The organism is Saprospiraceae bacterium (assembly GCA_016713025.1).
Taxonomy (GTDB): domain Bacteria; phylum Bacteroidota; class Bacteroidia; order Chitinophagales; family Saprospiraceae; genus OLB9.
The window spans coordinates 251,968-272,252 of the sequence record JADJPZ010000004.1 but is presented as its reverse complement, the minus strand read 5'-3'; the positions used below and the strand labels follow the sequence as shown (position 1 = coordinate 272,252).

Below are 20,285 nucleotides of genomic sequence, written 5' to 3'. Positions count from 1 at the left end.
AATTCTCATACTTTTAGTCTGGAGTATGTTTAAATTTTCCTTTTATAAAATTCAGAGGAATGAGATACGAATATTAGCAAGCACATTGTTTATAAATGACTTACCATGAGATGTTTTAATTTGGAAGGATGGCAATATAGTGAAACTGGTATCAACAATAGTGTCGATATAGTAATAAGTCTGTAATGCTGAGACCATCTGAATGCATCCCTCCCTATAATATCTGACCCGTGGACAGGAGAAAAAACAACCATAGCAATGATAAATATTGCTAGCACTACCTTAAAGGAAAGTCCCTGATGCCAAGCTTTTGTAATCAGAAAAAAATACAAAACATAAGCTACCATAGGTATCACAAATAGAAAGGCATATTTTTGTTGATGCGGCATGACGAGCGGAATCAGCAACAAAAAATAACTTATCTCCCAAATCGTTTTTATCAGATTTGTCTCTTTGATGAATGGCTTGCTTCTGAAGTACAATAAGGAAATCAATCCAAGCAAAACAATACTCAAACGCGTTATTAACACAGCCGTTTCGATTGAAAAGTTGAAAATATTTCGTGGGTAAGGCAATTCGCCGGATGTTTCTGTAAGGTATACCGGCAGAAAAGACATCATACTATGCATGCCGATGCCATCATCGATTTGATGCTCTGCATGTGCAGGATTGATGATGTGCCACCAATCTTTCAGCAAAGTTAGATTATACTCCATTCCCCAGAACAATGCAGGCAAAAACAATAAAGCAACTGAAGTCAAAATGGCAATTGTAAATGCCATAAAATATCCTCTGTAGAAAAGGTAACCAATCATAACTACCGGCATGATCTTGATATTGATCACAGCACCGAGCAACAAGCCACCTGAAATAGCACGATTACTTTTGATCAGCCTCAAAGACTCCAGTATCGCCCATAACAGAAATATAGTAATCTGTACCATACCAATATTATTACTAACAAACTGATAGGATAAAATCAATAGTAGCCAAATCCACAACTTTTTATCTTTTACTTCGAGGAGCTTTTCATCCAGATAGTGGCAGAAAAGTACATAACTTCGATACAACATGACACACAATAGCAAACACCAAACGAATTCTGTAAGAAAATAATTGGATGTAAAAGGTATTAATAAAATGATAAAAAAAGGACTATAAGAGTAGCCCATACCATCTTTGGCATAAGGCGGAAGATATGGATTTTGTCCGTGAAATAATTTATAAGCAGCTTCCAGATACACATCAAAATCACCGCCATCGAGCGCCGATGTATAAGACAATATGATAGCAAAAAGGATGAGCAAGAACTCCCCCGGATGACTACTTACAAATTTTTTAATATCTTGCTTCATATCTTTACTTTAAACCCAACCGCCACTTGTATAAAAGTCGCAAAAGTAATACGAAATGCCCATATAATTTCCTTTCATACCTATTCTTCCATTCAGCTTAACTAAGTAATCGAATTTTACCAAAAGAAAATATGATGTCAATCCGGTAGATCAGTCAAAAAATGATTATAATCCTAAAACCTTTTTAATACCTTTACGATCCAATATGGACAGGAAAATAATTCAGGAGAGATTTGAAAATATCATCAAAGCCATAGAAGCTGAAAGGAAACATGATGAATTGTTTTTTAAAAATCTGCATGAAAGCAAAAGTTTACAGGAAAAGGTAGATTCAGGTTTTGTTTGGTATCCTATAGATATCGTCAGGGTATCATATACTATAGGTGACTATGTCGAAGTTGAAGTCAAAAATACCAAAATGCAAAAAAAAGACCATCGGTTCAATGCAGGTGTAGCCGTAGGAATATTCAGCTCCCTCGATGAAGACCTCTTTATACGCGGCATAGTCAACTCCATCAGAAGAGACACCATGAAAATCCTGATTCCATCGGATTTTATTGACCAAATTCCTGAAAAAGGACTCACAGGAATAGAAATGATTTATGATGACCGACCATATAAAGTCATGTTGTCAGCAATTCAGGATGTGATAAAATCAGATTTACCCCATATCCGTACATTGACCAATGCGCTGGCTTCAGGTGAGTTAGAACAGCGACTGAATATTCTAAATGAAAATAGTTCTGTTCCTACTTTTCTGAATAGTTTAAACCCTTCTCAAAGAGCAGCTGTAAGCTGTGCTGCTTTGGTTCCTGTTATTTCCATCATACACGGTCCACCGGGTACAGGGAAGACCACTACAATGATTGGGCTTTGTCAGGTATTGCTCCATACAGAAAAAAGAATCCTGGTCTGCGCTCCGAGCAATAATGCCGTGGATCTGCTGGCTGAAAGACTTTCAGAAAAGGGAGTTTCAGTGTTGAGGGTAGGCAATATCTCGCGCATTGCAGACGATCTTACGCATCTGACCATCGAAGAAAAGGTAAAAAACCACCCTGAATGGAATCATATCAAAAAAGTAAAAATTCAAGCCAGAGAAACAGAAAAAAAAGCTTTTCAATACAGAAGGCAGTTTGGACATGAAGAGCGCGAATTGAGAAAAGAGTTGAAAAAAGAAGCCCGGGATCTGCACAAATGGGCTTCAGAGCTTGAAGACAGACTCACAGACTCCATAGTCAAATCATCACATGTCATTGCCACTACGCTGATAGGTGTCAGCAACAGGATACTTAAAGACATACATTTTGATACTGTCATTATCGATGAAGCATCTCAGGCACTTGAACCTGAATGCTGGAATGCCATCCTGAAAGCAAAACGTGTTATTCTTGCGGGAGATCACCTTCAGTTGCCACCTACTGTGAAGAGTCCGGAAGCACTTAAAGCCGGAATGGCGATCACCATGCTGGACATCCTTGCACCGAGACTTAAGGAATGTTACCTCCTGGATACACAATACAGAATGCATCAGCTGATTTTGTCCTTTTCAAATGCTAGATTTTATGAAGGAAAGCTGTTATCTGATCCAAAAGCAGGCGAACATCTACTGAGAAATGATACAGAACCATTGATTTTTATCGACACTGCCGGATGCGGCTTTGACGAGGAGCACGACGAAGAAACCAAAAGTTATCAAAACGACGGCGAATATCAGATCATCAAAGAACATCTTCTTCAGCAATCTGAAAAATATATGGGGTCATCCATAGGTATCATAAGTCCCTATAAAGATCAGGTAAAGTATATCAGAGAGCAATTGTCAGATGATTCCAACCTTCATTCACTCGATATCGAAGTCAACTCCATCGATGGGTTTCAAGGTCAGGAGAAAGATATCATTTACATATCTTTGGTGAGAAGTAATGATAAAGGAGAGATCGGATTTCTAAAAGATGAAAGGAGACTCAATGTGGCCATGACCCGGGCCAAGAAAAAACTTGTACTGGTAGGTGACTCCGCATGTATAGGTCAAAATGAACTCTTTGCCTCTATGATTGCTCACATTGAAGAAACCGGAACTTATGAATCAGCATGGAATTATATGGTCTATTGATAGAACATCAAAAAATGACTTATGAAATTCAATTCCATCCTTGAACTGTATGATTATCTCCCTGAAGATGAAAGAATTATCGTGGATGTATTGCGCGAAATTGTTGCCAGGTACCTTCCTTCATCTTGTAAAGTAAAACTATCCTTCAATGTACCTTATTTTTATGGTAAGCGAGGGATTTGTATCATTTGGCCGGCATCGGTCAAGGGTGGCGGAGTAAAAAATGGAGTATTGCTGGGTTTTATACATGGTAATAAACTCCATGATGAAGACCAGTATCTCACCAGAGGAACAAATAAAAAAATCTTTTACAAAATCTTCCTTACTCCGGAACAAATAGATACATCATCGGTGGTAAAATTGCTTGAAGAAGCTGTGCGAGTGGATCGTCTTTAGTATGTACAACAAATTGCACTTAATAATATTTAAAACAAAGAAGTTTAGTCAAGACCTCTTTATGAAGTCTTTCCCTTGTAAGGGAAAGATTTAGATAGGGTAAAAACAAAGAAAAATTCCTTATCTAAACGAATTTGATATTTAAAATGTATTGAGCATAAGCGCTAACTTGAATAAGTATAATGAAGTGATTTACTCTAATAACTTCTGCCTGCCAAGGCACCCAGGCCCAAACCCTAATGGGGAGCTTAGCGCTTTGATTAGAAGATGGAGGGTGGGTCGTCTCTTATGGATTGATTGTACAGAGAGGCTTTACTAATTTGTGCAATTTGTTATATGTGGTCTCATGAAAAACACTCAATAACCCACAACTTTAAACTTTTTACATCCACTCATGTTTAAAAAACTATTAAATAATAATTATAATTCAAATAATATGTATCCACCTGAATTAACATTACCACTGGCAAAAGATTTAACAGATTTCGGATTTGAAGGATTGACTTCACCTGATGAAGTGTCTGAAGTACTGGACAAAAAAGAAGGAACTGTACTTTTGGTAGTCAACTCTGTCTGCGGATGTGCAGCGGCAAATGCTCGCCCCGGGGCTAAAATGGCTGTTCAAAGTGATAAAAGACCGGACAAATTGGTGACAGTTTTTGCCGGTGTGGACAGAGAAGCAGTAGAAATTGCCAGAGACTATCTACTACCTTATCCTCCATCATCTCCGGCCATCGCTCTGTTTAAAGATGGAAAATTGGTACACATGCTTGAAAGACGACATATAGAAGGCAACTCAGCCAGAGTGATTGCTGACAATCTTGCTCATGCATTTGACGTTTATTGTTAATATCTGATTGCTCTATAAAAGTGTCTTAATAAAAGATCTTGTGTATATAACATATTACAAATATTTTTAATTTATTCTGAGCTATCCCTGCCTGTGTTCTTTCTCAGGCAGGGTCATTCCCAGTAGAGCCAGCCAAGTTAAGATTGAGGCGAACCACAAAATCCTTCCAATTTATAGCAATTAATTCAGAAGAAAACTGAAAATTCCTAATTTGTCATATACATATAAATACCCAGACTACATCCATGACACGATCTATCCAGAACTTAACTGAACTCCACATATTTCGATTTTGTCTTTCATTCACAACTGCCCAACAAGATCAACTCCTCGATAAAACGCAAATTAAACTATCAATTATCAACTTTTATAAAAGTCTTTAAAATCATTTCCTTTTCATTGAAGAACTGAATCACATATCTGCCTGAAGGCAAATGACCTGTCTCCAAAATTTCACTTTCACCATCGATAGTACCTGACTTCACGACCATTCCCACATTATTGATGATATTATATTGGGTCTTCATCAGAATATCCAAAGGTACTTTAACTCTGATTTCATTGATCACTGGGTTTGGAAATACTTCATACTGAACTATACGCTTAGGGTCAGAAACTACCAGCCTATTTAAATCAACATATCCAAAATCAAAGTTATTAAAAGGAGTACCTGGATCTATAGTGATCAACCTTGATGTACCCACACCAAACTGATTGGTTATTTCGCTGTCTTTCTCTTGATTATTGCCAGTAAACATAACGAAACTCATATCTGAAAATTCAGGTATTCGACAGTAATACTGCCCCGCATCTAAAAATTTAAAGGAGTATTCTCCAGCGGAATTTGTTTTAGTAGATTTTACGAATATGCGTGATTTGTCAAATAGAAAAACGACCACATTTTGCATTAATGAATCGGTATCATCTCTAAGTCCATTATTATTTTTATCTTTCCATACTTTACCATTCAGACTGGAAACTACTTTGTAATAATACCCCGCATCAATGTATTTCATTGCATATTGATCAGTAAGCATAAGTACATCAGATATACCTAATTCATTGACATCAGAGTCAGATTCATTATCGTTACCCATACCTTTTTCAGTAAATACAAAGTCTTCAGGTGCTTCAACTACTACATGATGTTCACCCACGTTATTTGTAATTAATGCATATCTACCAGCGTGGTTTGTGATGGAAGATTTGACTTCACCAGTGGCTAAATCCTTGAGATAAACTTTCACTCCGGTTTCATAAGTCTCACCTGTATTGCATATCCCATCTTCATTGCCATCTTTCCATACTTTGCCCATGACGATACGCGCTGAAGATCTGAAAATACCAGCATCAATTTGTAACAGGTTACTGCCGTGGGCTAATGAAATCAATGGAGTAGTACCTGTATTGTCTACATCACTGTCATCTTCGTTGGTTCCGGGAGCATTCTGAATTGTAAACTGAAATCCATCAGGCAAAGAGAACTGAAGGTAGTAGAGTCTTTGCCTCAGGTTCATAAAAGAATAAATCCCCTGACCATTTGTCCTTGTGGTGTCAAGCAAGATGCCACTCTGATTGTACAGACTCACTTTAACATTTGCCACGCCTGGTTCCCCTGATTCCTGTATACCATTCATATTAAGATCATTCCATACCCTATCTCCGATAGTAGCAGGTCTATATGCTCCAGCATCAATATTTTTGACAAACTGATGGCCAGACACTTCAAATAAATCTGTAGTCATAGGGCCAAACGTAGCTGTAATATCACAATCAACATCTTCATCTCCACCAACATCTGGTACCGATATGATATAAGTCAATGGAATCTCAAATTTAATATAATATTTTCCTGGCCTGACTTTAGAAAAAGTATAAAATCCAGAGAATAAACTTGTACCATCCTGGCCGGTTGTTGTGCTATCAGCTAAAGATCCATCTTCAGAATACAATTTGATTTTAATGTCAGGAATACCAGGTTCATTGCTTTGAAATATTCCATTTCCATTGAGATCCAGCCACACACGACTGCCAACAGACCCTGCTTTTGTATACCCTGCATCTATATTTGTATAGGTAATCAATGTCAGAAAATCAAGCAGTGGAGTTTCCCCGTTAGTGGGGTTTACCTTACTGTTTTTGCCATCATCTGTTGAATTTAGTTTTGCAAAAACATAATCTGATTTTGATGAGAATTTTATTTTATACCTGCCAGGACCAATATCAGAAATAGTGTATTGGCCTGAATCATTGGAAGTTGTTGTTTTTTCAATCACCCCTGCTTCATTGATTAATGAAATTATGATATTTCCAATCCCTGGTTCGTTTGTATCTTGCAAACCATTATTGTTCAAATCATCCCACACAAAATCACCAATAGTAATTTTTCTGGAGTATCCCAAATCAATTCCTGATACGGTACTGCCAGGCAAAACACTGATTAAATCAGTAGAACCTGCACCAAAAAAATTTGATATTTGGCTTCCATTTTGTACTGGATTTCCTTGTTTTAAGACAAACATCTTTTCGCTTATCGAGGGTACTGAAACAAAATAATCACCAAAAGCAACTTGTGAAAATAAATAACTTCCATCAGGCCCGGAAAGTGTAGTTGCTACTAATGTTCTATCTCTTTTAAAAAGTGAGACAGTGATTCCCGAAAGCAATGAATCAGCCCCATCTCGAAATTTATTATTATTATTGTCCTGCCAAACAATGCCATTTATTGTTCCTGTGACAGCTGCCTTTAATGTATACCCTGCATCAACATCTTTCCTCATTTGACCTGGCAATAATGTTAAAGTGCTTGTTTTACCTGTCGCTGCATCTACAATATCAGAATTTAATAAAGTATCACTGCTATTTAGCATAGTAAAGTCAAAATTTGCTGGTAGGCTAAATTTAACACTATACTGACCGTAAATCAAATTTGAAAAACTGTAATATCCACTACCGGAATTGCTAATATTTGAAGTAGTCGAATCTATCACTATACCCAATTGATTCAATAAGTATATTTTCACTCCGTTAAGTCCGACTTCATCTGATGACTGAAGTCCGTTTTTATTTTCGTCGATCCATATATAATCACCGATTGAACTACTATTGACATAACCTGCACAGACATTTGCCATATCCAGACCCTCCATTACTAAAAATTCAGATGTTACACCCGACTGATCTATCACGTCAGATGATTTTGAATCATTGCTGCCTACGTTGGGATAAGTGAAAAACATACCCGGCATAATTGCGAATTTTACTTTGTAGGTCCCGGCTTCAATATCTTTAAATAAATATGCTCCATTTGAATCAGTTGTATCTCTTTTCAATTCACTTCCGGTGGAATTTAATAATATGACAACCACACTGCCCATCATTGGCTCAATTTCTTCACGTAAGCCGTTACCAATGGAGTCTTTCCAAACAATTCCTGAAATTCTGGACTTAATTACAATGCCAAGATCTATGTCCAAATTTTGAATGCCGGATAGCACAGTTATCAAAGCAGTATTCGCTAACGAATCAGATGGATAGAAATCAGAATTTAATGTAAGATCCTGCGGATTAATAGGCACAGATGTATACCCTTTAGGTAAAACAGCTTCAATCTTATATTTTGCAGGCTTAATGTTTGAAAAAAGATATTTACCATTGATATCAGAATTAGTTGATCCAATAACACTATTAGTTTCGTCTTTTAGAGTAAGCATTATTCCTGATAATCCAGATTCACTCGCTTCCTGGAGGCCATTGCCATTAGAGTCATTCCACACAAAATCTCCAAGACTACCCCTTCTGAAAAGCCCGGCATCAATATTTAATAAACTCTGGCCTGAACCAATTGTAAATACAGAAGTCTTACCTGCAGGTGCCAGTGCATCAGAATCAAATGCATCATCTCCCCTATCATTATCTGTAAATTCGAAACCTGAAGGCCTGCCAAAAATTACTGTGTAACTTCCTGCAGCAAGATTTGAAAAGATATATCTACCGTTTTGATCTGAAATAACTGTTACTAATCCTCCGGAAAAATTACCGTCTTCTCTTTTCAAACTCACAGTATCATTTGATATTCCCGGTTCTCCAGCATCTTGTACACCATTGGCGTTTAAATCCTCCCACACAAACCCTCTTATACTTGCCGTTGAAATTGGTACATAACCCGCATCAATATCGTTTCGTTGCACCCCACTAACTAATGTTACATTGGAAACATGACCTCCCAACACAGGGTCACTGTCTTTGCCATCATCTGCTCCAACTTTGGGAGATGTCAAATTTTTAAGAGCTACCTGACCAAAAACTATATTATAAACACCGGGCTTCAGGTTTTCAAATTTATACTGACCTGATACATTGGTAGTAGTGGTAACTGAAGCAAATGTCGCATCCGGAAACTCCTGATAATGTGACAGATACACCACTTAGCCCAAGCTCACCTGTATCCTGTATGCCATTCCCATTGACATCATCCCACACAAAATCTCCTACAGACGTGCGTCTGTACAATCCGGCATCTATGGTTTCCAGTCTTTGTCCTTTTTGTAAGTTTATAACACTTGTCTGACCCGTGACTTCATTTGCATCTGAATTCCTGCTCTCTTCGATACCTATGGATTTGGTAAAAAAGTAGCCTGGCAGTATGGAAAATGTCACTCTGTATTGGCCATCAGGAAGACTGTCAATTTTATATTTTCCTCCACCGTCAGTTACCACTGATTTGGTGATATTCTTACCTGAGGTACTCATGCCATCCAAAGTCACTGTAACACCCGATATACCCGGCTCTCCGGTATCCTGTAAACCATCTCCATTCAAATCTTCCCAAACAAAATCGCTGACGCTCCCTATAGAAGTACTGACATATCCCGCGTCGATATCAGTCCTCGGACTGCCGCTAACTAAGTCGATATTGCCGGTCACACCTGAGTTGTCCACATCGCTGTCTTTAGTTACTTCATTGCCGGCTTTGCGGTCAGCAAATCTGTAATCTGCTATATCACCGAATCTCAAGGTATAAACACCGGGCTTCAGGTTTTCAAATTTATAATGACCTGTAACATTGGTAGTAGTGGTAACTGAAGCAAATGTCACATCCGAAACTCCTGATAATGTGACAGATACACCACTTATCCCAAGCTCACCTGTATCCTGTATGCCATTCCCATTGACATCATCCCACACAAAATCTCCTACAGACGTGCGTCTGTACAATCCGGCATCTATGGTTTCCAGTCTTTGTCCTTTTTGTAAGTTTATAACACTTGTCTGACCCGTGACTTCATTTGCATCTGAATTCCTGCTCTCTTCGATACCTAAGGATTTGGTAAAAAAGTAGCCTGGCAGTATGGAAAATGTCACTCTGTATTGGCCATCAGGAAGACTGTCAATTTTATATTTTCCTCCACCGTCAGTTACCACTGATTTGGTGATATTCTTACCTGAGGTACTCATGCCATCCAAAGTCACTGTAACACCCGATATACCCGGCTCTCCGGTATCCTGTAAACCATCTCCATTCAAATCTTCCCAAACAAAATCGCTGACGCTCCCTATGGAAGTACTGACATATCCCGCGTCGACATCAGTCCTCGGACTGCCGCTAACTAAGTCGATATTGCCGGTCACACCTGAGTTGTCCACATCGCTGTCTTTAGTTACTTCATTGCCGGCTTTGCGATCAGCAAATCTGTAATCTGCTATATCACCGAATCTCAAGGTATAAACACCGGGCTTCAGGTTTTCAAATTTATACTGACCTGATACATTGGTAGTAGTGGTAACTGAAGCAAATGTCGCATCCGAAACTCCTGATAATGTGACAGATACACCACTTAGCCCAAGCTCACCAGTATCCTGTATGCCATTCCCATTGACATCATCCCACACAAAATCTCCTACAGACGTGCGTCTGTACAATCCGGCATCTATGGTTTCCAGTCTTTGTCCTTTTTGTAAGTTTATAACACTTGTCTGACCCGTGACTTCATTTGCATCTGAATTCCTGCTCTCTTCGATACCTAAGGATTTGGTAAAAAAGTAGCCAGTAAAGGATGAAAATGTCACCCGATATTGACCCTCCGGAAGACTGTCGATTTTATATTTTCCTCCACCGTCAGTTACCACTGATTTGGTGATATTTTTACCTGAGGTACTCATGCCATCCAAAGTCACTGTAACACCCGATATACCCGGCTCTCCGGTATCCTGTAAACCATCTCCATTCAAATCTTCCCAAACAAAATCGCTGACGCTTGCAGTGGAAGTACTGACATATCCCGCGTCGACATCAGTCCTCGGACTGCCGCTAACTAAGTCGATATTGCCGGTCACACCTGAGTTGTCCACATCGCTGTCTTTAGTTACTTCATTGCCGGCTTTGCGATCAGCAAATCTGTAATCTGCTATATCACCGAATCTCAAGGTATAAACACCGGGCTTCAGGTTATCAAATTTATACTGACCTGATACATTGGTAGTAGTGGCAACTGGAGCAAATATCGCATCCGAAACTCCTGATAATGTGACAGATACACCACTTATCCCAAGCTCACCTGTATCCTGTATGCCATTCCCATTGACATCATCCCACACAAAATCTCCTACAGAAGTTCTTTTGAAAAAAGGTATATCTATATTCTCGATTAAGCTTCCTGAAGATATTGTGATGACTCTTACAAGAGATTCGGTACTTTCAAAGCCCTGAGGAGTTGTGATTGTCACAGTATAAGTTCCGGGTTTTAAAGAACTAAAATTATAGTGTCCCAATGCATCCGTTACTTGGAGGCTATTCACTTCATTGTCAAAAATGTCACGACCTGATAACACAACTGAGACTCCTGCCAATCCAGGTTCATTCAATTGTCTTTGTTTATCGCAATTGAGGTCTTCCCAAACCAGGTCGCCAATATTTCCCAAACGTATAAGACCAAAATCTATAGACCGATCATCTACACTTTCTGCGATTTCTATAGTAAAAGGTCGTCCGTTTTCAGGAAGATTACTATCCAAATTTCGATTTTCACCTTTTGAAAATTTTGTTGGTGTATAAGCCGAAGGAATACTAATACTCAGATCATACTTACCTGGTAATACTTTATTAAACAAATATTTTCCCTGAGCATCTGAAGTCACCTTCAAGTCAATTACATTTTTTTCAAACGAGGTTCCACGTAACTTAACTTCAATGCCAGCTATAGGAAGTTCATTAGCATCCTGAATACCATCGGCATCTTGATCTTCCCAGATATAATCCCCTATTTCTAAGTACTTTACTAAACCAAAATCTCTGGAAAGATCTGTTTGTCCACCATCAATGGTAAATGCAGGTATGGACCCATTTACAACATCAGAATCCTTGGCATCATTAATGCCAATATTTGGCAAAGTAAATACATAAATGTCAGATGATGCATTTAGACTTAATTGGTATTTGCCTGGTTTTAGCTTCTCAAATAAATAAAGTCCGTTTGCATCAGTTAAAGTATCTTTTAAATAATCCCGTCCGGCTAAGATTACTTTAATTCCGGGAATTCCAAATTCGCCAATGTCCTGGATGCCATTGGCATTTTTATCTTCCCAAACAAAATTGCCCACCTTACCAAGCCTGAATAAACCAATATCAGCATCACTGTTTTCTTCTCCGCTCATTAGTATGATAGAAATTCCTTCATTCTCGGCATAGTCACTATCTTTAGTCTCGTCTATACCTATCTTTAAAGGAGTCAAATTAAATTCTTCAGGTTTTTGAATAGTAATAAAATACCTTCCCGGCATTAATGAATCAAATAAATAAAAACCATCCTGACTTGTTGTAAATGTCTTTACAGGTACTTTTATGTTATTCTGTATTTGAGAGAGTGTAATAGAAATTCCGGGTATACCTGATTCTCCCACATCCTGAATGCCATTTGCATTTTTATCATCCCACACATAGTCCCCTACTTTGGCATACATGTAAATCCCTGCATCAAAATTAAGTAAACTATCACCGCTCTTTAAGGTGATGTCCGCTATTTTGCCGTTGACAACATCACTATCAATGTTATCGGCTCCTGCATTGACAGTTGTAAATACGTAATCATCACCAGGTTGCACTGTTATATCATATTTACCCGGAGGTAAACTAGAAAAATAGTACTTGCCATCGTTTGAACTGAATACGTCTTTATTCAATCTCTGCCCATCACCTGCCAGACCAGTTAACGTAAGTTTAATATTTGGCACTCCTGATTCATCTACGTCAATAAGTCCGTTTCCATTTTTATCTTCCCATACCAAATCACCTATAGTGGCAGGTTTGTAATACCCCGCGTCAATATTTAGTCTGCTTCCTGAATCAATAAATGTTAGCAACCCTGTTATTCCTGTTGAATCTACTTTACTGTTTTTTTCATTGTCACTATTATTGAACCATGTTGATCTGAAACCTGACAAGGTTGAAAATTTCACTCTATATTTATTTGCATTTACATTTGCAAATCTATACAATCCATTTTGATCAGAAACCACACTGTCAACTATGGTCAAATTTTGCTTTAGAAGAAATATTTTAATTCCACTTAATCCCAATTCATCCTCGTCTTGGAGGCCGTTATAGTTATTGTCTTCCCACACATAATTTCCAATAGTAACAACTGGCTTATAACCTAAATCGATTCCTTCGTATCTTCTTCCGATTTCAACATGGATCAAATCTGTGGTTCCGGGACCAAAAGCATTGGTTATATCGCTATTATTATCCGGATCAAGATTAGAAAATAGAACAAATTTTTTATCAGTGACGGCCGGAACTTTGATATAATATACTCCTGACTCCGCCATCACAAACCGATATTTCCCATAGGCATCAGTCAATACAGTATCCACTGGTTTATGATCCTTTGTGTACAAATAAACAGGTGAACCAGCGATAATTCTATCCTCAGCATCTCTTATATCATTGTCATTCAAGTCAGACCAAACTATTCCTTCCATCTCTGATGACTTACAGTCCTGATATAGGAAGTTTCTGCAACATTTTTCAACAAATTTTCCAGTTTTATCATATACATTTACACAAATATTGTACAGTCCATATGATGCTTCGTTTACTTTAAGGTCTATAGTTTGATGGTTAAAAGTATGAGAAACAAGTCTGAAGCCACTTGGAGGAATCCACACGTATGAACCATATTTGTCATATTTATCTATATAGAACGTCAGGCAATTATCATCACAAAAGGAGTATGCAGGAGTATAGTCAACTAAAATGGTGACCTGATCAATTGCCACACTGTTGATAGAGTTGTCAATATTTCTGACCTGAATCTGAAAGCCAAAATTCGGATCATTGATTTCATCTGGAGTCCACGCAGTGCCCCAGGTATCTTTTCCTGATCCATACATCCAGGAGTGATCCTCACCGTCAGATTTTTTACTCCAGGCTTTTTGGAGTTTGGCCTCATTGTTTTTATTTTGGCCTTTGGGCTCACCATCTTTACCTACCAGAAAAATTTCCAGTTCATCAATATTCTTATAGTTTTTTGAACTTCCTTCTACCATAAGCATGATTCCATTGATAGTGGCTCCCTCAGGAATTTGAAATTTAAAATTATTTCCTATTATCTGACGAGATCTGATAATCCCATTCAGTGTCATTTCCGCTTTTTTGTTATAGGAAAACTTCATATGTGACAAATTTGACCATGCAGGAGATAAACCAAATCTGATTTCATTAAATAAAGCTCCAGGTCTTAATTCTGTATTTTTCTTAGGCTCAGTACCAACTCCGATAGGGCAAACAGATTGGGATTGAGCAGTTAATTTACTGAATAACAACAGATTAAAAAATACCACAAATGATAGATACCTTCGTGTAAGCGAGGAAATGAGTTTCATATTTTGAGTTTTAGTGTGAGATATAATATAAATATTACATCTGTAAAGACCTTATTAATGGACAAAAATAAATATTATTTTATAATATATATGCAATTATGATATATTTATTTCATAATTTTTCAAATATTTATAAAATTGAATTTTCAATAATATAATATTTGCTATATATAATTAAAATGAATGCCGGGGACATATATCTGTAAATACAAAAAGGTCCAGGCGGGGAGCCATGGACCTGTAATTAATAAACCAATCTCAAAAAAAAGTTTATAAATAAAGACGAAAATCCGTAATTGAAAAGACTGAAATACATCAATCTATTGCCGCTTTTGCGGTTCTCTTCTGGATTCTATTCTACTTCAGGTTGTGACAAAGTTGTCTTTAATATAAACGATATCAGAGATATTCTTTTTAAAATTCCGGGAGCATTTTAACTCCCGGAATCACTCTTATTTTAAACATCAATCAACATTATTGTACAGATATGAATTGTTTGACAAGAATGCATTATTGTCATCATCCATATTAACTGTATAGCCGGAGTTCTGACGACCATTATTCTTATGCGTCTCATCAAGGGTTACATTTCTTCTTGCGTAAGCCGGGACATTTTCCATATCTGAAATGATTTTTGGATTGTCTAAGGGCTTGCTGTTGCTCTTCCGAAGATATTCTCTGCGAGCTGCATCTGCTTCACTTTTCTTGCGGAGTTCTTCAGAAAGAATTCCTTTTTTAGATACAAAAGGGTCATCGGATTTTACACCAAGCATATTTATTGTATTTTTTACATCATCCTGATCGAAATCAACCACATTTTCTGAGTGACTTTCTTCAAAATCAAATACCGTGTAATCCTGTTCGACAAATGTACTTTCTATCCTTTCACTTTCTAATGCGACTTTTACTTTTTCGGGTACTATATCTCGTTTTTTTGTACTACCCTCCCGGAAACCTGTTGCTATAAGAGTGATCATCAGTTTTTCTCCTAACGATTCATCTTTACAATTACCCCATATCAGGTCAGTACCATATCCCGCTTCTTCCTGTACATGCTCAGTGATTTCGCCTATCTCGTCCATAGTCACTTCTTTCGTGCCTGATGTGATATTCAGTAGGATATGCTGGGCACCTCTGATATCGTTATCTTCCAGCAATGGAGAGCTCAAAGCCGCATTGATAGCTTTGGTGGCTCTATCATCGCCATCAGCCATCGCACTACCCATGATAGCAACTCCACTATTGCGCATGACCGTGTTGACATCTTCAAAGTCCACATTAATATAACCCGGAACAGTGATGATTTCGGCAATACCTTTTGCTGCGGTGGTCAGAATATCATCCGCCTGACCAAATGCAGCAGAAAGTGCCAGATTGCCATGGATCATTTTCATCTTGTCATTACTGATCACCAGAATCGAGTCTACATTTTTCTTCAGTTGTTCCAGACCTTCATGTGCCTGACGCTGCCGTCTCAATCCCTCAAACTTAAAAGGCAGAGTGATGATGGCAACAGTCAGTATACCCATTTCTCTTGCCACTTTTGCGATGATCGGTGCAGCTCCGGTACCCGTGCCGCCTCCCATTCCGGCTGTAATAAAGAGCATTTTGGTACCATCCAGGAGCCAGTTTCGGATATCTTCTATAGACTCAATACATGATTGTTTACCCACCTCCGGCATACTTCCAGCTCCACGACCTTCTGTCAGGTTGGGACCGAGTGAAATTTTGACTGTGACAGGACTACTTTCCATTGCTTGTGCATCTGTATTGCATATGGCAAAATCAACACCGGTGATACCTTGTCTGAACATATGTCCCACTGCATTTCCGCCACCTCCGCCTACACCTATAACTTTTATTATTGATTTTTCATTTGTTGGAATATCGAATTTCATATTTGTACAATTTCAGTTGATTAAAAAAATAAGTGTTAAAAGTCAGAATCAGGAACTGTCTCAAAAAAATCTTTTGTAAGTGTAAATAACTTATTGAACAAACCTTTTTTCTTTGGTCCTACATTTTCATTAACTTGTTCGTCATCTGTGCTTTCATCTTCCTGATTTCCGGCAGTATTGTTTTGATTGTTCAGATTTTTTTGCACAGCAGTATAAGGGTCATAACTCTTGGCATCTTCAGTGATTCTTGTAAACTCCTCGACATAACTGGTTTTTCCACCATAATTGTCGATAGTATGTTTTAATAATCCAACTGCTGTTGCAAATATAGGACTTGCCAACTGACTCGAATATCCATGAGCTAAATGTTCTATAGGCTGACCTACTCTGGTCGGTAAGCCAGTGTGGTATTCCGAGAGAAGATCTATATGCTTCAATAAAGAACCCCCACCGGTAAGTACCATACCTGCTATTAGTTTGTTGTCGTACCCCGATCTTCTGATTTCCCAAAGCACATAATCAAATATTTCTTCTGTTCTTGCCTGAATGATTCTTGCGAGATTTTTTTCAGAAATTTCTTTATGCTCTATGCCCTTAAAGCCAGGAATGGTGATAATTCTATTGTCCACAATTTCGTCAGCCATCGCCGATCCAAATTTAATTTTCAGTTTTTCAGCTTGCTCATTCATCACTGTACACCCTTCCTGATATCTCTGGTAATAACATTCCCACCAAATGGAATAACACATGTGTGTCTGATGATACCGTCTTTGAATATAGTGATATCAGTGGTGCCGCCGCCAATATCGACGAGGGCTACACCAGCTTCTTTCTCTTCTTCGCTGAGTACTGAAGCAGCTGATGCGATTGGTTCAAGAGTGACGTCTGCCACTTCCAATCCTGCCTTTTCCACACACCTGAGAATATTTCTGCTAGCAGATATCTGACCTGTGATGATATGGAAATTGGCTTCAAGCCTGACTCCTGACATACCTATCGGATCGAATATATCCTGTTCATCATCAACGGTATACTCTTGGGGCACAACGTGTAAAATTTTGTCTCCGGGAGGCAGTACAAGCTTATACATGTCCTTTATCAATTTATCAATATCGTCCTGATTGATCTCAGTATTGGAATCATGACGAACCAATAATCCATGATGGTGCAAACTTTTAATGTGTTGTCCGGCTATTCCGACATGAACAATTTTGAACTTGCAATGAGCATTTCTTTCGGCAATATCCACAGCTTCCCTTATAGCTTTAACTGTCTTATCAATATTGGAAACCACACCTCTGGATACTCCTTCAGAGCGCACTACACCCATACCAACTATTTCCAGTTTACCATACTCATTGAGCTGGCCGGCAATGGCGCATACCTTTGTTGTCCCGATATCAAGGGCAACTGCTGTGTTTTTTAATTTTACCTGATCGTTCATAGTACAAATTATTTAATGATGAATACTCTTGATATTATTGTTTACAGAATTGATCAAAGAAGCCTGCAATGAATCACTCATGACAGCTTTAATTCTTTCAGCTGTTTCAGGATTGACCAATGTGGCTATGACCTGATTTGTATATTTTAAGTTCAAAATTTTATCACGATTCCATCCACGTTTGGGGAGTCCGTCTCTATAAAATATCTTTAGATTGTCAAATTTAGCTTCCATGTCCTGCGCAGATCCGAAAATGAGTTTTTGTCTTCCGATTTTCGGTATCAACACTATATCACCGATGCTATCGTTTTCAACATGTGCCTGCTCTATCAGTGCTGACAAAAACTCGTCCTCAGAGATATACTTCATGATGGTAAAAACATCTTTCATCCTGGACGGCTTGTCTGACACGACCATCTTTACATTAAAACTATCTCTGATACCCGTCACAACCGGTACTCTTATGGAGTTCCCCCTTGTCACCGGCACTTTTTTACAATTTTCATCAAGGTAATATTCAGTTCCTGCATTATCTATCACCCTCATCACAGGTTTTTTCTGTACTATCCTTACATTCAGCCTGTTATTGGAATCAAAATAAATATCCGCTTTTTCGATCCTTTTATCCTTATTCAGCTTTGCTTCAAGTCTTCTCAGATTTAAGGTACTGATATTTGATTTTGTGATTGGTTTTCCGGCAGATTCAGTAAGAATTTTCAAAATTTCCTTTTCAGAAATCAGATGTTCATTATCTTTTACTCCTTCTATATTGACTACCAGTGTCTTTACTCTGGCGTTTGCCTTATTTTTCACGGCAAAGAACAGCAGAACAGATATACCTGTGATCAGTGTCAACCAAATAAAGGTATCTCTGATTTTTTTCCAATTATATTTTCTACTTTCGTTTTCCATTATCTTATTATTGCTCCTGCTATATACCCAGCAGTACAAAATTCTTCTACAATTTTTATTCTTTTAATAACATTTCTTTAATCTTCGGAACAAAAGTGTCTATGTCTCCGGCACCCAAAGTCAACCAAACCTCACTTTCAATATCCTGAAGCACTGACATAAGACTTTCTTTGGTGACCATTTTTTTATTACTGTTTTTCATCTTGTTAAAAATGATTTCAGATGTGACACCCTCGATAGGAAGTTCTCTGGCCGGATATATGTCCATCAAAATAACTTCATCCAATTTGTCCAGTTCCTCAACAAATCCATCAACAAAATCTTTTGTCCTGCTGTAAAGATGAGGCTGAAAAATTCCGGTAAGCTTTCTACCCGGATATAATGTTCTGGCCGCATCAATAGCTACTTTCAGTTCACTCGGATGATGCGCATAATCATCTACATACACCACTTTATCATTTTCCACTACTCTTTCAAATCTTCTCAGTATTCCTTTGAAACCGGATAATGCCTTTCTGATATCTCCTTCAGCTACGTCATTCAAAATACCCACTGAAACCGCGACACATGCATTTTCAACATTGTGACCTCCGGGCATATTCAAAACAATCGATTTTATTTCCTTCCCAAGGCCGTTATAATCAAAAACATATCTTCCATTTTCCACACGAATATCTGATATTTGAATCTGACCTTTTCTATATCCGTACTCATATACACTAATGCCCCGATTGTACAATTCCAATAACTCACTTACTGTAAAAACATTCAGCAACCCTTCCTTCACTATGAGATAACCATTGTCCCTGATGCGCGCCACATATGCTTTGTATCCGCTTGCTATCATGGATGAAGCATCACCATATATGTCCAGATGATCAGGATCCATGGAGGATATTGTCGCTATAAATGGACTCAACCTCAAAAATGATCTGTCATACTCATCTGCTTCCAGTACTACAACATCACTTTTGCCAATCACGAAGTTGCTATTATAGTCCAAAGTGATACCACCCAGAAAAGCCGAAACATCTATTCCTCCTACCTTTAAGACATGTGTGATCAGCGAACTGGTCGTGGTTTTGCCGTGAGTGCCCGCTACGCCAATCGATTTTTTCTCATTGCTGATCCATCCCAAAGCCTCTGACCGTTTAATCATGGGTTTACCGGACTGCATCAGGAAATTAAATCCCATGTGGTCTTTTGGTATAGCAGGTGTGTATATGATCAGGTCGATGTATGCAGGTATGGATTCTAAGGTATCATCGTAATGAATTTTCATTCCCTCGTTTTGCAGGGTGTCTGTCAGGGTGGTTTTAGTCTTGTCATACCCAGAGACTTCTTTACCCTGAGCAGCAAAATACCTTGCTATCGCACTCATTCCGATACCACCGATACCTATGAAATAGACATGTTTGACATCATCCAGCTTCAC

At 38.2% G+C, this 20,285-nt stretch carries 9 protein-coding genes and 1 pseudogene; 3 read left to right on the top strand and 7 right to left on the bottom strand.

The features are described 5' to 3' along the window. Window positions 1-89 precede the first annotated feature (89 nt). Window positions 90-1,355 (bottom strand): DUF2029 domain-containing protein, encoded by a 1,266-nt coding sequence (locus tag IPK35_07615; protein ID MBK8053124.1) that lies wholly within the window; start codon window positions 1,353-1,355, stop codon window positions 90-92. Between the two features lie 205 nt (window positions 1,356-1,560). Between IPK35_07615 and IPK35_07610 the strand changes: the two genes are divergently transcribed. The 3 genes from IPK35_07610 (at window position 1,561) to IPK35_07600 (ending at window position 4,714) form a co-directional block, all read left to right on the top strand. Next, complete coding sequence (locus IPK35_07610) at window positions 1,561-3,468, top strand: IGHMBP2 family helicase (protein MBK8053123.1); 1,908 nt, start codon at window positions 1,561-1,563, stop codon at window positions 3,466-3,468. Window positions 3,469-3,489: 21 nt separating this feature from the next. Then, window positions 3,490-3,864 (top strand): hypothetical protein, encoded by a 375-nt coding sequence (locus IPK35_07605; protein ID MBK8053122.1) that lies wholly within the window; start codon window positions 3,490-3,492, stop codon window positions 3,862-3,864. A 436-nt stretch (window positions 3,865-4,300) separates the two neighbouring features. Next, window positions 4,301-4,714 (top strand): BrxA/BrxB family bacilliredoxin, encoded by a 414-nt coding sequence (locus IPK35_07600; GenBank protein MBK8053121.1) that lies wholly within the window; start codon window positions 4,301-4,303, stop codon window positions 4,712-4,714. Window positions 4,715-5,067: 353 nt separating this feature from the next. On the opposite strand, the gene IPK35_07595 is transcribed toward IPK35_07600, so the two are convergent. From IPK35_07595 to IPK35_07570, 6 genes and pseudogenes are all read right to left on the bottom strand, one after another. After that, entirely contained in the window at window positions 5,068-9,141 is a 4,074-nt protein-coding gene (locus tag IPK35_07595; protein MBK8053120.1) for a hypothetical protein, read from the bottom strand. Further along, on the bottom strand, window positions 9,056-14,596 hold the full coding sequence (locus tag IPK35_07590) for a hypothetical protein (protein MBK8053119.1): 5,541 nt from the start codon (window positions 14,594-14,596) through the stop codon (window positions 9,056-9,058). The genes IPK35_07595 and IPK35_07590 overlap by 86 nt, the downstream gene beginning before the upstream one ends. A gap of 464 nt (window positions 14,597-15,060) precedes the next feature. After that, window positions 15,061-16,494 carry a cell division protein FtsZ gene (ftsZ, locus tag IPK35_07585; protein ID MBK8053118.1) on the bottom strand — a complete coding sequence of 478 codons (1,434 nt, stop codon included), beginning with the start codon at window positions 16,492-16,494 and terminating at the stop codon, window positions 15,061-15,063. 35 nt (window positions 16,495-16,529) lie between these two features. After that, window positions 16,530-17,938, bottom strand: a pseudogene (gene ftsA / locus IPK35_07580) (cell division protein FtsA). Window positions 17,939-17,950: 12 nt separating this feature from the next. Next, complete coding sequence (locus IPK35_07575) at window positions 17,951-18,850, bottom strand: hypothetical protein (GenBank protein MBK8053117.1); 900 nt, start codon at window positions 18,848-18,850, stop codon at window positions 17,951-17,953. A gap of 55 nt (window positions 18,851-18,905) precedes the next feature. After that, window positions 18,906-20,285, bottom strand: coding sequence for a UDP-N-acetylmuramate--L-alanine ligase (locus tag IPK35_07570; GenBank protein MBK8053116.1), 1,380 nt, complete (start codon window positions 20,283-20,285; stop codon window positions 18,906-18,908).